Origin of the sequence: Rhizobium grahamii (genome assembly GCF_009498215.1) — a bacterium.
Taxonomy (GTDB): Bacteria; Pseudomonadota; Alphaproteobacteria; order Rhizobiales; family Rhizobiaceae; genus Rhizobium; species Rhizobium grahamii_A.
Genome location: NZ_CP043498.1, coordinates 3,763,138 through 3,777,457, shown reverse-complemented (window position 1 = coordinate 3,777,457; position 14,320 = coordinate 3,763,138). Strand labels below are relative to the sequence as shown.

The following is a 14,320-nucleotide window of genomic DNA, read 5'->3' as shown; positions in this document are numbered from 1 at the left end:
GAAAAGCATGCGATGCTGGCCAGGCAGAGTCCTCTTCCCTGGTATCAGCCGCCTTGACTTGCTCCCGCTAAAGTTCTTTTATTTTAGTGATAACTAAATATCCCAGTGCTTCGACCTTTTCCGGTCAGGGAGCTGCCACCATGAACGATCAGAAGAGCTATTCGGGGCGCTGCTTTTGCGGTGCCGTGGAGATTGTCGCTACCGGCGAACCGGTGGCGATGGGCTATTGCCATTGCGCCTCCTGCCGGCATTGGTCGGCGGGCCGGTCAACGCCTTCACGCTGTGGCAGCCGCAGTCTGTCCGCGTTACCAAGGGCGGGGAACATGTCGAGGGCTATCAGAAGTCCGATACAAGCGTGCGAAAATTCTGCGAGCTATGCGGCGGCCATCTCTATACCGAGCATCCGACGTGGGGCGTTACCGATGTCTACGCGGCACTCTTGCCCGACTTCAAGTATGTCCCCGCATTGCATGTGAACTATCAGGAAAGCGTGCTGCGGATCCGCGACGGGCTGCCGAAGTACAAGGACATGCCGGCTGAGATGGGCGGTTCGGGCGACCTGCTGCCGGAGTAGCGGCCTATTTCGTACCACGTGACAGGCGCGTCATCAGCTGGGCGGTGTAATCGACCATCGGGACGATGCGCGAATAGTTGAGCCGCGTCGGGCCGATGACCCCTACGGCGCCGACAATGCGGTCGTCGTCATCGCGGTAGGGCGCAACGATCAGCGACGAGCCGGAGAGCGAGAAAAGTTTGTTTTCCGAGCCGATGAAAATCCGCACACCCGGGCCGCTTTCGGCAAGATTGAGAAGCTCGAGCAGACTGTCCTTCTTCTCGAGGTCGTCGAACAGCATACGCAGGCGGTCGAGATCGTCCGCGCCGGCGAGACCCTCCAACAGATTGGCACGACCGCGAATGATGAGCTGCGCCGGCTTGCCTTCGTCGGCGCTGCCGGACCAGACGGCGATGCCACGCTCCACGAGCGCCTGTGACAATGTATCGAGCTCGCTGCGCACCTCGTCCTTCAGCCGGCTCAGCTGATTGCTCAGCTCCGGCAGCGTCTGGCCGGTCATGTGCGCATTGAGGAAATTGGCGGCCTCGGTCAGCTGCGACGACGTCACGCCGGCTGGAAGCTCGATGATACGGTTTTCCACCTGGTCGTGATCACCAACGAGCACCGCAAGCGCCTTGGTCGGCTCAAGCCGGATGAATTCGACATGCTTGAGGACGGGATCGCTCTTCGAGGTAATGACGAGACCGGCACCGCGCGAAATGCCCGACAGCATTCGGCTTGCCTCGTTCATCATCAGTTCCATCGGATTGTCGCGGCTCTCGGCGCGCACCTGCCGGTCGATGTTGGCACGGTCCTCGGCGGAGAGGTCTCCCACCTGCATGAAGGCATCGACAAAGAAGCGGAGCCCGATCTGCGTCGGCAGGCGGCCGGCGCTCACATGCGGCGAATAGATGAGCCCGAGTTCCTCCAGGTCGCTCATGACGTTGCGCACGGAGGCTGGCGACAGCGACATCGGCAAAATCCGCGACAGATTGCGGGAGCCGAGCGGCTCACCCGTTTCCAGATAGCCCTCTACGATGCGGCGAAAGATTTCCTTGGAGCGTTCATCCAGCGCAGCCACGGCATCTGAAACCGACGTCGATCTGAACTCCATGAAACTTTGTGTATCCGTGCTGACAATGATCCGACAAAATATAGCCAATCTCAGAGCAGCGGCAAAAGGGAAATTGCAAATGAGCGCTGCCAATCGTAGAAGCTCTCAACAACATAAGCACGCATGACTTGTCCAAGATGATTGATCGTCCCGGCATCATGCTTCAGGAGAATTCTATGCGGCCCTCAGGCAGAAAAACCGACCAGATGCGCAAGGTCTCGTTCGAGCGCAACTTCTCCAAGCACGCGGAAGGCTCCTGTCTGGTGAAGTTCGGCGATACGCATGTGCTGTGCACGGCTAGCGTCGAGGAAAAGCCGCCGGCATGGCTGCGCAATACCGGCAAGGGCTGGGTCACGGCTGAATACGGCATGCTGCCACGCGCGACCGGCGACCGCATGAAGCGCGAGGCTGCGACCGGCAAGCAGGGTGGCCGCACCCAGGAAATCCAGCGTCTGATCGGCCGTTCGCTGCGCGCCGTCGTCGATCTCAAGGAACTTGGCGAACGCCAGATCACGCTCGACTGCGACGTCATCCAGGCGGACGGCGGAACGCGCACAGCGTCGATCACCGGCGCGTGGATTGCGCTCTACGACTGCCTGAAGTGGATGGAAAGCCGCAACATGCTCAAGGTCGAGCGGGTGCTGAAGGACCATGTCGCCGCGATTTCGTGCGGCATCTTTGCCAATCAGCCGGTCCTCGATCTCGACTACCTCGAAGATTCCTCTGCAGAAACCGACGCGAACTTCGTGATGACGGGCACCGGCGGCATCGTCGAAATCCAGGGCACGGCCGAGGGCACGCCCTTCACCGATGAGGAATTCGCATCGCTGATGGCGCTCGCCAAGGGCGGTATCGCCGAGCTCGTCGCCATGCAGAAGCAGGCCATCGCCGGATGAACGACATGCTGGAAGGCATGCTGGAGACGGCGCTCTATGCTGAGGATCTCGACACGGCCGAAGCCTTCTATGAAGGCATTCTCGGTCTTGCGAAGATCTCGCGGAGCGGTGACCGGCATGTCTTCTTTCGCTGCGGTGCAGGCGTGCTGCTGATCTTCAATCCCAAGGAAACGATCAAGCCGCCCGCACCCGGCTCCCTGCAGGTACCGCCGCACGGGACAACTGGTTCGGGACATGCCTGCTTCCGTGTCTCAAGGGAAAATCTCGATGCGATGGCCAGCCGGCTCAAGTCCGAAGGCGTTGCCATCGAGTCCGAAGTCACCTGGCCGCAAGGCGGCCGATCGATCTATTTCCGCGACCCCGCGGGCAACAGCCTCGAATGTGCTGAAGCCAGGATCTGGGGCATCGAATAGGACCACCATGCGCAAGCTCGAAACCAAGACCATCGTCGTTGCCAGCCACAATGCCGGCAAGATCCGCGAAATCCAGGACCTGATCGGACCGCTCGGCTTCACCGCGAAATCGGCGGCTGAACTGAATTTCGTCGAGCCAGATGAGACCGGAACGACCTTCGAGGAAAATGCAAAGATCAAGGCGCTGGCGTCGGCGGAGGCTTCCGGCCTGCCGGCGCTGTCGGACGATTCTGGTCTGGTTATCGACGCCCTTGGCGGCGATCCAGGCGTTTACACCGCCAATTGGGCCGAAACACCCGATGGCACCCGCGATTTCGCAATGGCCATGCAGAAGGTCGAGACGGCTCTGGAAAAGGCCGGCGCTTCGAAGCTGGAACAGCGCACCGCGCGCTTCGTCAGCGTTCTCTGCCTTGCCTGGCCTGATGGTCACACCGAACTCTTCCGGGGCGAGGTCGAGGGCGCTGTCGTCTGGCCGCCGCGCGGCAGCCAGGGCTTCGGCTACGATCCGGTCTTTCAACCCGAAGGCTATGAGACTACCTTTGGCGAGATGAGCGCGGAAGAAAAGCACGGCTGGAAGCCGGGCGACGCAGAAGCCCTGTCGCACCGCGCCCGCGCCTTCAAGATTTTCGTCGAAACCTGCCTGGAAGCCTAAGGGCGAACGTGGACACTTTGGAACAGCCTAACCTGACGCGCTATGCGGCCCTTCTGCCCGATACCGGTGAGCCCGGCTTCGGCGTCTATGTGCATTGGCCGTTCTGTGCCGCCAAGTGCCCCTATTGCGACTTCAACAGCCATGTCCGCCACCAGCCGGTGGATCAGGAGCGCTTCACGGCCGCCTTCCTGAAGGAGATGGCGACGGTGCGCCAACTGAGCGGACCGAAGACCGTCACGAGCGTCTTCCTCGGCGGCGGCACGCCATCGTTGATGGACCCCTCGACGGTTGCGGCCATTCTCGACGGCATCGGCAAGCACTGGCATATGTCTGATGGTATCGAGATCACCATGGAGGCGAACCCCTCCAGCGTCGAGGCCGAGCGTTTCCGCGGCTATCGCGCCGCCGGCGTCAACCGCGTCTCGCTCGGCGTCCAGGCGCTGAACGATCGGGACCTGAAGTTTCTCGGACGGCTGCACGATGTTGCCGATGCGCTGAAAGCGATCAAGCTCGCGCGCGACATCTTCCCGCGCATGTCCTTCGATCTGATCTATGCCCGCCCGAACCAGACGGTCGAGGAATGGGAGCGCGAACTGAAGGAGGCGATCTCCTACGCGGTCGATCACCTCTCGCTCTATCAGCTGACCATCGAAGAGGGGACGCCCTTCTTCGGCCTCCACAAGGCCGGCAAGCTTATCGTTCCGGATGGCGATCAGTCGGCGCTGCTCTATGAGGCGACGCAGGAGATCACGGCCCGCGAAGGGCTGCCTGCCTACGAAGTCTCGAACCACGCCCGCCCGGGCGCGGAGAGCCGCCACAACCTCACCTATTGGCGCTACGGCGACTATGCCGGCATCGGACCAGGCGCCCACGGGCGGCTGACACGCGGCAGCATGAAGATTGCCACCGCGACCGAACGCAAGCCGGAAAGCTGGCTCGATCTCGTCGAGCGCGACGGGCACGGCATGCTCGATCAGGAACAGCTTGGCTACGATGAGCAGGCGGACGAACTGCTGCTGATGGGGCTGCGCCTGAAGGAAGGCGTCGATCTCGCCCGCTGGCAGCAGCTTTCGGGCCGCGACCCGGACCCCAAGCGGGAAGAATTCCTGCTGGAGCATGGCTTCATCGAGCGGATCGGCAATTCCCGGCTTCGCTGCACGCCGTCGGGCATGCTGATCCTCGATTCCGTCGTCGCCGATCTCGCCTGTTAGCTAAAGCGGCTGCCTGAAATAGACGACGCGCTGGGTCTCCTCGAAACCGAGGGCGGCGTGGAAGCGGTGGCTGTCGATATTGTCCAGAAGCGCATCCGAGGCGAATTCCGTACAGCCGGACGCATTGCCGAAGCCGCGGACGGCCTCAAGCAAGGCCCGCCCCACACCGCTTCGCCGAGAGGCTTCTTCGACATAGATACCCTCGAGGAAAAGAACCGGCGACGATTTGCAGCCGTTGACATAGTCACGCCGCAGGCAGGCTTCGGCGAACCCGATCGCACTGCCATCCGGTGAAAAGGCCAGAAAGCAGCGGAAATCGGCACTGTCATCATCGATGAGCCGCTGCAGTTCCGCGGCATGTTCTTCCGTAGACTGGTCCGACCACAAGGCGGCGCGAAGCTTCGCCCACACGTCGATATCGTCGCCCGACGCACGCTCGATCCTGATGGTATTGCTTGCCTGATGGTTCATCTCGCCCCCTATCCCGGCATTCGAGATAGTGGCTACCCTGAGGCTTTGCAATCTCTCCCTCAAGCCACCCGTCCGCGCCAACGCGAGAACAACCGCCCGTCTATCGCCGCCAACCCGACTGCAATCATCGCCATGCCGATCAGATGCTTGGCCTGCAGCTGTTCGCCAAGAATTGCCGCGCCAAGCAGGATGGCGCTGACCGGGATCAGGAAGGTCACAAGCATCAGATTGGTCGCGCCAGCGGTTGCCAGAATGCGGAAGAACAGCACATAGGCGATCGCGGTCGACAACAGGGCCAGGCCCAGCAGCGCGATCCAGGTTTCCGTCGACGGCGCGGTCAATGTCCAGGGCTGATCGACGACAAGAGCGATCGGCAGCATCAGCACGGTCGAGGCCGTGACCTGCCCTGCCGCAGGGATGAGCGGCGCCATGCCCATCTGGCGGAAACGGCGGCCGAAGATGCCGGCAAAGGCATAGGACAGCGCAGCGCCGAGCACGGCGAGCTGTGCCAGCACGTTCGAGCCGAGATCCCGCAGCACATCGAAACCGATCATGTAGGCAACGCCGGCAAAGCCGACGAGAACGCCGAGCAAGCGGTTGCCGGTCATCTTTTCATCGGCGGTGAGGAAGTGCGCGACAACGACACCGAAGAGCGGCGTCGTGGCGTTCAGGATGGAGGCAAGGCCGCTCGCAATATGGGTCTGACCCCAGACGATGAGGCAGAACGGGATCATGTTGTTCAGGATGCCCATGCCGAAGAAGGCTGCCCAGGACTTGCTGTCGCGCGGCATGACATGGCCCGTCGCCCTGACAATCACGTTCAGCGCAAGCGCCGCGATCAAAACCCGACCGGTGACGATCGTGAACGGTGGCAGCGTCTTTACCAGAATGCCGTTGAAGAGGAAGGAGCCGCCCCATAGCAGGGAGAGCACCAGCAACATTCCCCATTCGGCAAAGCCCATCTGTTTTTGCTGCATCATTCTCTCCCTTCGTCAGCCTGCCTATGGCCTACATGCCATCGCAGCCTGCCGCCACCCGATTGTTGCGCGGCGACGATATCGCCATGTCCGATTTATTCTCGCTCATCCACCAGCGCGAAGCGGCTTCAAGGTGAGCTTTCATGCTGATATTATTGCTACGCCGCCTGTGCGACAAACGAGTCTTTCTCGGTCCATGATATAGCTGAGTTAAACCATGAGCGATTATCTCCCCTCCCTTTCGGCGCTTCGCGCCTTCGAAGCCGCCGCCCGGCATCTCAGCATGACACTGGCTGCAAGAGAGCTCAACGTCACGCCGGGCGCCGTCAGCCTGCAGATCCGCGATCTGGAAGCGTCGCTCGGCGTCAAGCTTTTTGAACGAAAGACCCGTGCGCTGGATTTGACGGCAGAGGGAGCGGATTATTTTTCGACGCTCAGAGCTGCCTTCCGCCTGGTCAGGGAAGCGACGGCGGCGATTACGGCACGCGGACGCGGCGCCGTTCTCAACGTGACCTGCACGGCGGGGTTTGCCACCTATTGGCTGGTGCCGAGGCTCGGTCGCTTCGAGACCCTGCATCCGGAGATCGACGTTCGCATCAGCGCGTCGCACCGCGTCCTCGATTTCCGGCGTGATGGTATCGACCTCGCGATCCGTCACGGGCTTGGCGGCTATGAAGGGCTCGTCAGCGAACGCCTCGTTGATGATGAGCTGGTGCCGGTCTGCACGCCGGCTCTTGCCGCCGAGCTTGGAGAGAAGCCAGCCCCCAATGCGCTTGCCAGCTTCCAGCTAATCCATGATGTCTATCGTCATGACTGGCAGCTCTGGCTGGAGGCTGCCGGGGCGAGCGCAGTCGATCCCTCGCGCGGACCGATCTTCATGCACGGCAACGGCGCCTATGACGCGATGAGGGCCGGGCACGGATTTGCGCTGATGCGGAAATCCTTCGTGGAGGCTGAGCTTCGCGACGGCGCGCTCGTCGCTCCCTTCCCGATCGGCGTCGCCAGCCGGCTTGCATTTCACCTTGTCTACCCGGGACCGGCGCTCGAGCGACCGGCCGCCGCCGCGTTCCGCCGCTGGCTGCTGACGGAGGCAAAAGGCTGACGTCCCGGCTGCAGAAGGCAACAGAAGAAAGTGGAATAGAAAAGTCATCATTTCCTATTCCAATGCCCGCATTTCTTGAGTATTTAACTCTGCATATCTGAGATGTGCGGCGTATCGACCGATGAAAAACCAGACAAGCCATGAGCAGTCGAGACAGCGGCGCGAACTGCAGCCAGCCGAGGGGCTCGCCGTCGCCGGATTCTGCGTGACTGCCGCCGGATTCTGCGTGACTGCGCACTGATGGCGAGCGCTGCCCGACATATCATGCCCATGGAGAGCGAACCTGTCGGCCTCTCGCCGGCATTCGTCGGTGACCATGCCTGGTGCCAGGAACGCATGATGCTGTCTGCGGACCTGCCTGACGGCATTCCGCTGCCCACCTTCTTCGCGGCCGGTGGCGAGTTCGAGCATGCCATCGAGCGGTATATGGCCAAGAGTAACGGCACCGATCGGCGCGCGGTCGTTTCGATGTGGTCGCTCTATTATTTTTCCGGCCTGACCATTCCCTACCTCCTGGCGCGGCGGCTCGCCAACCAGTCGCTGCCGGTCGATTTCCGCAGTATGACGATTGCGCTGCATCCGGATGGATTGCCGCGGGCTTTCGGCGTTCCGCACAAGGGAACGACATGCGCGGCGACAGACGACAGCTTCGAGAGTGTCTCCGATCTGATGGAGACGCATCTGAACGAGACGGTCGCGAGATTGAAAGGTTGCGGGCTTTCAGCCAAGCTTTGCTGGAACAATGCCGCCGTCTACGTCGACTATGTCATGCGACTGACGTCAGCGGACAAGTCGATGGAGAACGACCTGCCGCTTTTCATTCGCGGCTGCCTGCCCGATGGGGGCGTCAATCCGTTCTGTGGCTGCGTGCACTACGTCGAGGATGAGGGAGAACGTGTTGCCAGGCGCAAGATCTGCTGCCTGCGTTACATGCTGCCGGGCATCCCGAGCTGCGGCAAGCGCTGCGCCTTGCCGAGCCAGCGAACGCCATCCTAGCCCTGGAGTAACGGCAGCGGAAACGCCGGCCCCATAGGGCCGACGTCCGGTGCAACGATCGACTACAGCATCGGCCCGAAAATCCAATCGATTTTCGGAAAGCCTGATGCGTAGATTCAACAAGATAGAGCGTCTTTGTGCGTCCTTAAGGACGCACGGCGCTCTAGCGGTGTTTGTGGGCGCCGCCCTTGAACAGGCTGCCGGTCGGCGTCTGCAGGAACATCTCCAGCGGGATATGCTCCTGATGCAGAAAGCCGCTGTTCGGCAGCAATCCGTCGCGGACCATCTCGATCACGGCAACAACAGAGGCAGACGTCGTCCAGGCGATGGCGGTGCGCCGCGCGCCTGCGATCTCGATCGGGTAGTAGGCGCGGACGAACTCCTTGCGGCGGAGACTGCCCGCCTGCGTGCCTTCCGCAGCGACGTGTACATAGACCACATCGTCATCGACAGGCGGTTTCGCATTCGTGAGGATTTCGCCTGCGAGGCCGCGCTTGTCGCGCATCAGCAGTTCGTGGAAGAAGAAGTTCATCAGGTCCATATGGCCCGGATAACGCATCGTCTTGTAGTCGAGATTGTCGACCTTGCCGAGCAAGGTATCGCACATCGTGCCGAGACCGCCTGATGTCGTGAAGGCCTCGAGCTTGACGCCTTCGACATAGATGGTTTCCAGCCACTCCATCGGCGAGACGAGCTTGCGCACGCCGCCTTCAATGACTTCGCAGTCATTGAGATATTCGTTGACGACGCCCTCAGGTGACCAGTTGAAGGCGTAGCCCAGAAGCCCGGTCGGATTTTGCGGCAGGGCGCCGACGCGCATCCGGATCGAGCGGCAACGGTCGAACTCATCGGCAAGGCTCGCGCCGACAATGCCGACGAAGCCGGGGCGAGACCGCATTGCGGTGCCATCAGGCCGCGTGCCGTTTTTGAAAGCTCGATGATGAAGTTCGTGGTCGGAACGTCTTCGGTCAGGTCAAAATAGTGGATGCCTGCCGTGTGGGCCGCGCGAGCCAGCGCCATGTTGAGATGATACGGCAGGCACGACAGCACCGCCTCGACATTAGACAGCAACTCTCCAATCACCACCGGGTCGGAAATATTGCCGCTCCGGAATGCGAAAGGCAGCTCGCCGACGGGCGGCTGCGCATCGACACCGATGACCTCGAAGCCCCCTTCGTGCAAAAGCGTTGCCGCCAGCCGTCCGACCTTGCCCAGGCCGATGACGGCAATTTTCGTGAAAGTCATTCTTTTCCTCCTAAGCGCCGCACTCCTCCTGCGGCGTACTCAGGCGGTATAGAATAAAACCCTTATAAAAGAAAATGGCCGGGATTGCTCCCGGCCATAGAACATTGTGAACAAGCCCAGCCTATTCGTTGATAAGGCGCTTGAGCAGCTCGATCTCGTGCGACAGCTTGGTGTCTCCCGAAATCAGTTCCTCGATCTTGCGCACGGCGTGAAGAACCGTGGTGTGGTCGCGTCCACCGAAACGGCGGCCGATCTCCGGGAACGAACGAGGTGTCAGCGTCTTCGACAGGTACATGGCGATCTGCCGCGGCTTGACGATGACGCGCGTACGGCGGTTCGAAACCAGTTCCTGACGCGAGACGTTGTAATGCCGTGCGACGATGCGCTGGATGTCCTCGATGCGAACCCGGCGCGGCTCGCCAGAGCCGACAAGGTGAGCAAGGAGTTCATCGACGCGCTCGACCGTCAGGTTCGGCTCGAAGGAGCGACGGAAGAGCAGCTGGTTGAAGGCGCCTTCCAGCTCGCGGCCACTTGCCGTGATGCTGCGTGCAACGTGGTTCAGCAGTTCTGGCGACATATCCAGCGACGGATCTTCCGTGCGTGCTACCGCCAGACGGCGCTTGAGGATTTCAAGACGCATCTCGTAATCCGGACCGTCCAGCTCGATCGCCACGCCACCCTGCAGACGCGAACGAACGCGCGGATCGAGCGATTCCAACTCCCAAGGCGCACGGTCGGCTGCGACGACGACCTGCTTGGCGCTGTCGAGCAGCATGTTCAGGAGATGGCAAAACTCGTGCTGGATCATCTTGCCCTGCAAGAACTGCATGTCGTCGATGATCAGAAGGTCGATGTTGCGCAGCGAGTCCTTCAGCGTCAGCGCGTCATTGTCGCGGATCGCAGTCGCGAAACGCCACATGAAGTATTCCGCCGTCAGGTAGACGACGCGCAGCTGGCGCGGGTTCTGTACGGCTGCATTGGCGATTGCCTGCAGCAGATGGGTCTTGCCGAGACCGACCGTGGAATGAACGAAGAGCGGGTTGAAGCGCACTGCGCCCTGGCCTGCTTCGGCAATGGTCTTTGCGGCCGCAAGAGCGACGCGATTGGAGCTGCCTTCAACGAAGGTGTCGAAGGTGAAGCGGTTATCGAGCGGCGAACCGAACAGCGGCTGGCCGGCGGTTGCGGGACGCGATGCTGCCGCCGCGGAGACCGTCTGCTGCACGATCTGGCCAGCGGGCTGGGCGATCGTCGTGCGCCGAGCTGGCGAACCACCGGATACCGGCTCCTGTGCAGCGGCTTCTTCGGCCGGCTTGCCTGTGCCGCGAGCGGCGGTGCGGACAAGAATCTCGACCTTGAGAATTTCCGCGTCCTCAGCCTGGAAAAGGCTGGTGATGAGATCAAGATAACGGTTGTTGATCCAAGACTTCAAAAAAGTCGTCGGCACCGTCAACCGCACGACACTCTTGGAAACCGAATGCAGCTTTAGCCGGGCAAACCAGCTTGCATAGACATCGGGACCGACCTGCGCCTTTAGGCGAGCACTGACACGTTCAAAAAGTATGCCATTCTTCATGTCTCCCTTTTCCCCCGCCGCTTCTGGGCAAATAGAGCCAAATGCCTGCGATGCTTTGTCCGTATCGTCCAGAGCATTCGCCGCCAATGAATTCATGTGCATATTGCCGCCTTCCAATTCCACCGGGCGGCCTATTCCGTCGCCCGATCATTTCCCCGCTATGGCCTGCCGTGGCACCCTCATGCCCCACCGCTGGCCGGTTCACTCAAACGCCTGCCCCACAACAGGGGGCGACTATGCCGGGGATGAAGAAGCGAGCCTCATGCATGCTTGCCTCATCCGCGTTGCCGGTTTCCGCTCCTCGTCCAAGCGGTTGCCAGCTTACCTGCGCAAAGATCTCCTCTCCCAAGACCTCACGCAAAGCGTGTACTGTGAACGCACAAACGATCCCGTTCCGCGACAGCCAAAGTCGCGGTCCAATTTGCGCCAGTGCGTGAAAATCCGAGGGTACTTCCCTCGTCACAAAAGACACAAAGCAATCAGCCTGCCGACGTGGCAGTTTCAAGACCAAGCCTTAAACAGGTGATGTCCGAGCCCCTTGTTGAGCGGCATTTAGGCAGGATCGATGGCGGAGATCAACGATGAATTTTACGCAAAATTAAGACGGCCCCGTTGACTCCGGCGCCAGTTTTTGGGCGTCACGCCAGTGTCAAAAAAGAATCGCTTTTGAATCAAGGAGATTCCCATTTCTGGCAATTTTGACACGCATAAAAAGAAAAAAAGAAAAAAGCTTCTTGACTCGTTTTGGACCCCGCTACGGAAGGTCCGAGTCGTCAGACTTGACAGCATCCTGTTGCAAGCCATTGTTTTTAAACATTTTTTTGTGTCATCCACCCGACATGAAATCGTCGCTGAATTAACCAAAACTTTGGCCGCTGGCGGAATCGAAAAAGCCCGACAAAGTTGCCGGGCTAATCATAACGAAGCGTTTGTTAACGAAAGATTATGCGGTTGCGGAAACCGACAGAGCCTTCACACGAGCTGCCAGGCGCGAGACCTTGCGGGAAGCCGTGTTGGCGTGAACAACGCCCTTGCTTGCAGCGCGAGCCAGTTCCGGCTGCGCGGCGAGGAAAGCTTCCTTTGCCTTGGCAGCATCACCAGATGCGAGTGCCTCTTCGACCTTGCGAACGAAAGTACGAACGCGCGAGCGACGAGCCTTATTGACGTCGGTACGGCGGGCGATCTTGCGGGTCGCTTTTTTCGCCGAAGTTGTATTGGCCATGGATGCCTCTCTAAGAATTCGAACAAACTCCGTCATCACCGCGGGCCCTGCGGCCACTTCATACAGCAATGCGGGAGCATAAGCGGAAAACCGGAGTGGCTTCCCGAACCGTGGGCGGGCATATAACCCTAAAGCCGACCCACGTCAACGCGCATTTTCAAGGAAACGCCGCCTTTGTCGAAGGTTCAGCGGTTCTTGAAGTCAGGCTTACGCTTTTCGATGAAGGCCGTCATCCCCTCTTTCTGGTCTTCGGTCGAAAACAGAGAATGGAAAAGGCGGCGCTCGAAACGCAGGCCTTCGTCCAATGTCGTCTCCAGCGCCCGGTTTACCGCCTCCTTCGCCATCAGCACGGACGGACGCGACAGGGAGGCAATCTTGGCGGCTGCTTCCAAGGCCTCGTCCAGCAGACGCTCCGGCGCCACCACACGCGAAACGAGTCCCGCACGCTCGGCTTCGGCGGCATCCATCATCCGGCCGGTGAGGATCAGGTCCATCGCCTTATATCTGCCGACCGCGCGCGTCAGCCGCTGCGAGCCGCCCATGCCGGGGATCACGCCAAGGGTGATCTCGGGCTGGCCGAACTTGGCCGTTTCCGAGGCGATGATGATATCGCACATCATGGCAAGCTCGCAGCCGCCGCCGAGCGCAAAGCCGCTGACGGCCGCGATGACGGGCTTGCGCACCTTGGCGACGTCGTCCCAGCCGCTCATCAGGTCGCGGCTGTAGACGTCGACATAGCTAAGCGGCTGCATTTCCTTGATGTCGGCGCCGGCGGCGAATGCGCGCTCGGACCCGGTCAGCACCATGGCGCCGACGGCGTCATCGGCCTGGAAGGCTTCGTAGGCCTGCAGGAGCTCCTTCAGCACCGTCGAGTTCAGGGCGTTCAGCGCCTGAGGGCGGTTCAAGGTGATCAACCCGACCGCACCACGGGTTTCGACGATGAGCGTTTCATAGGCCATGGACAGTCCTCCCGTTATTTCTGGCAAACAGGGCAATAGAAGGTCGAGCGCCCCGCCTGAACGATGCGTGCGACCGTACCGCCGCAATCGGGCGTGCGGCAAGGTAGACTTTCGCGGTCATAGACCGAGAAGGAATGCTGGAAGTAGCCGAGCGAGCCGTCGGTTTGGATATGGTCCCGCAGCGACGAACCGCCGGCCTTGATGGCGTCGGCTATGACGTCGCGGATCGAGGCCACCAGAAGATTCATCTGCTTGGTCGGCTTGCCCGTCTTGGTGACGATGGTCGCGGCAGCACGGGTTGGGCTCAGGTGCGCGCGCCAGAGCGCCTCGCAGACGTAGATATTGCCGAGCCCTGCGATATTCTTCTGGTCGAGCAGCGCGCTCTTCAGCGGCTGCGCCTTGCCCGTGAAACGCTCCGCCAGATAGGCAGCACTGAGCTCGTTGCCTGTCGGCTCCGGCCCAAGACCTGACAGGAAGGGATTGAGGTCAAGCTCGGAGCGCTGCGTCATATCCATGAAGCCGAAGCGGCGCGGGTCATTATAGATGACGCGGCTGATGCCGTTCGGGCCCTCGAGATGGAAGATCGCGTGGTCGTGCTTTTCATCCTTCGAGCGCGGATGATGAAAGTCGCCGGGCACTTCGGACACTGGTCCCACCTCAATGCGGAAGGAGCCGGACATGCCGAGATGCGAGATGATCGTCGTGCCATCGTCGAGATCGATCAGCAGATACTTGGCGCGGCGGCCGAGCGCCACGATGTTGCGGCCCGTTGCGCGGGCCTCCAGGCCATCCGGAAAGGGAAACCGCAGATCCTTGCGACGCAGCTCCAGGCGGGCGATCCGCGTGCCTTCCATCGTGGGGGCAAGCCCGCGTCGGACGGTTTCGACTTCTGGCAATTCCGGCATCTTAACCCATCTATATCTAACATGTTTCAAC

General features: G+C 60.8%; 13 protein-coding genes and 2 pseudogenes. 7 read left to right on the top strand and 8 right to left on the bottom strand.

Annotated features, from left to right (window positions below; all coding sequences use genetic code 11):
- Positions 1-140 precede the first annotated feature (140 nt).
- Positions 141-574 (top strand): annotated as a pseudogene (locus FZ934_RS18210) (GFA family protein).
- A 4-nt stretch (positions 575-578) separates the two neighbouring features.
- Here FZ934_RS18210 and hrcA read toward each other — a convergent pair.
- The gene (gene hrcA, locus FZ934_RS18205) at positions 579-1,667 is read right to left on the bottom strand and encodes a heat-inducible transcriptional repressor HrcA (protein ID WP_153272221.1); all 1,089 of its coding nucleotides are present in this window, start codon (positions 1,665-1,667) and stop codon (positions 579-581) included.
- Between the two features lie 176 nt (positions 1,668-1,843).
- Here hrcA and rph point away from each other — a divergent pair, with 176 nt between their 5' ends.
- The 4 genes from rph to hemW are packed head-to-tail and all read left to right on the top strand — an operon-like array spanning position 1,844 to position 4,839.
- Positions 1,844-2,563, top strand: coding sequence for a ribonuclease PH (gene rph / locus FZ934_RS18200; RefSeq protein WP_153272220.1), 720 nt, complete (start codon positions 1,844-1,846; stop codon positions 2,561-2,563).
- Positions 2,560-2,976 (top strand): VOC family protein, encoded by a 417-nt coding sequence (locus FZ934_RS18195; RefSeq protein ID WP_153272219.1) that lies wholly within the window; start codon positions 2,560-2,562, stop codon positions 2,974-2,976. Before rph ends, FZ934_RS18195 begins: the two co-directional genes overlap by 4 nt.
- Before the next feature lie 7 nt (positions 2,977-2,983).
- Complete coding sequence (rdgB, locus tag FZ934_RS18190; protein ID WP_153272218.1) at positions 2,984-3,628, top strand: RdgB/HAM1 family non-canonical purine NTP pyrophosphatase; 645 nt, start codon at positions 2,984-2,986, stop codon at positions 3,626-3,628.
- A gap of 8 nt (positions 3,629-3,636) precedes the next feature.
- Positions 3,637-4,839, top strand: coding sequence for a radical SAM family heme chaperone HemW (gene hemW, locus FZ934_RS18185; protein WP_153272217.1), 1,203 nt, complete (start codon positions 3,637-3,639; stop codon positions 4,837-4,839).
- Here the strand turns inward: hemW and aac(6') are convergent, their stop codons facing one another.
- The gene (aac(6'), locus tag FZ934_RS18180; protein WP_153272216.1) at positions 4,840-5,310 is read right to left on the bottom strand and encodes an aminoglycoside 6'-N-acetyltransferase; all 471 of its coding nucleotides are present in this window, start codon (positions 5,308-5,310) and stop codon (positions 4,840-4,842) included.
- A gap of 59 nt (positions 5,311-5,369) precedes the next feature.
- Positions 5,370-6,287, bottom strand: a complete 918-nt coding sequence (locus tag FZ934_RS18175; RefSeq protein ID WP_194273814.1) for a DMT family transporter — start codon at positions 6,285-6,287, stop codon at positions 5,370-5,372.
- 217 nt (positions 6,288-6,504) lie between these two features.
- Between FZ934_RS18175 and gcvA the strand changes: the two genes are divergently transcribed.
- A complete protein-coding gene (gene gcvA, locus FZ934_RS18170) occupies positions 6,505-7,389 on the top strand; it encodes a transcriptional regulator GcvA (RefSeq protein ID WP_153272214.1) in 885 nt (294 codons plus the stop codon).
- A 264-nt stretch (positions 7,390-7,653) separates the two neighbouring features.
- Positions 7,654-8,385 carry a siderophore-iron reductase FhuF gene (gene fhuF, locus FZ934_RS18165; RefSeq protein ID WP_194273734.1) on the top strand — a complete coding sequence of 244 codons (732 nt, stop codon included), beginning with the start codon at positions 7,654-7,656 and terminating at the stop codon, positions 8,383-8,385.
- Between the two features lie 163 nt (positions 8,386-8,548).
- On the opposite strand, the pseudogene FZ934_RS18160 reads toward fhuF, so the two are convergent.
- The 5 genes and pseudogenes from FZ934_RS18160 to mutM all read right to left on the bottom strand — a co-directional run bounded on the left by FZ934_RS18160 (position 8,549) and on the right by mutM (position 14,289).
- Positions 8,549-9,630: pseudogene (locus FZ934_RS18160) on the bottom strand (saccharopine dehydrogenase C-terminal domain-containing protein).
- 121 nt (positions 9,631-9,751) lie between these two features.
- Positions 9,752-11,305, bottom strand: a complete 1,554-nt coding sequence (gene dnaA / locus FZ934_RS18155; RefSeq protein ID WP_153272212.1) for a chromosomal replication initiator protein DnaA — start codon at positions 11,303-11,305, stop codon at positions 9,752-9,754.
- An 841-nt stretch (positions 11,306-12,146) separates the two neighbouring features.
- The gene (rpsT, locus tag FZ934_RS18150; protein ID WP_056816740.1) at positions 12,147-12,425 is read right to left on the bottom strand and encodes a 30S ribosomal protein S20; all 279 of its coding nucleotides are present in this window, start codon (positions 12,423-12,425) and stop codon (positions 12,147-12,149) included.
- Between the two features lie 185 nt (positions 12,426-12,610).
- Positions 12,611-13,384 (bottom strand): enoyl-CoA hydratase, encoded by a 774-nt coding sequence (locus tag FZ934_RS18145; RefSeq protein WP_113361189.1) that lies wholly within the window; start codon positions 13,382-13,384, stop codon positions 12,611-12,613.
- A 14-nt stretch (positions 13,385-13,398) separates the two neighbouring features.
- Positions 13,399-14,289 (bottom strand): bifunctional DNA-formamidopyrimidine glycosylase/DNA-(apurinic or apyrimidinic site) lyase, encoded by an 891-nt coding sequence (gene mutM / locus FZ934_RS18140; RefSeq protein ID WP_153272211.1) that lies wholly within the window; start codon positions 14,287-14,289, stop codon positions 13,399-13,401.
- Positions 14,290-14,320 lie beyond the last annotated feature (31 nt).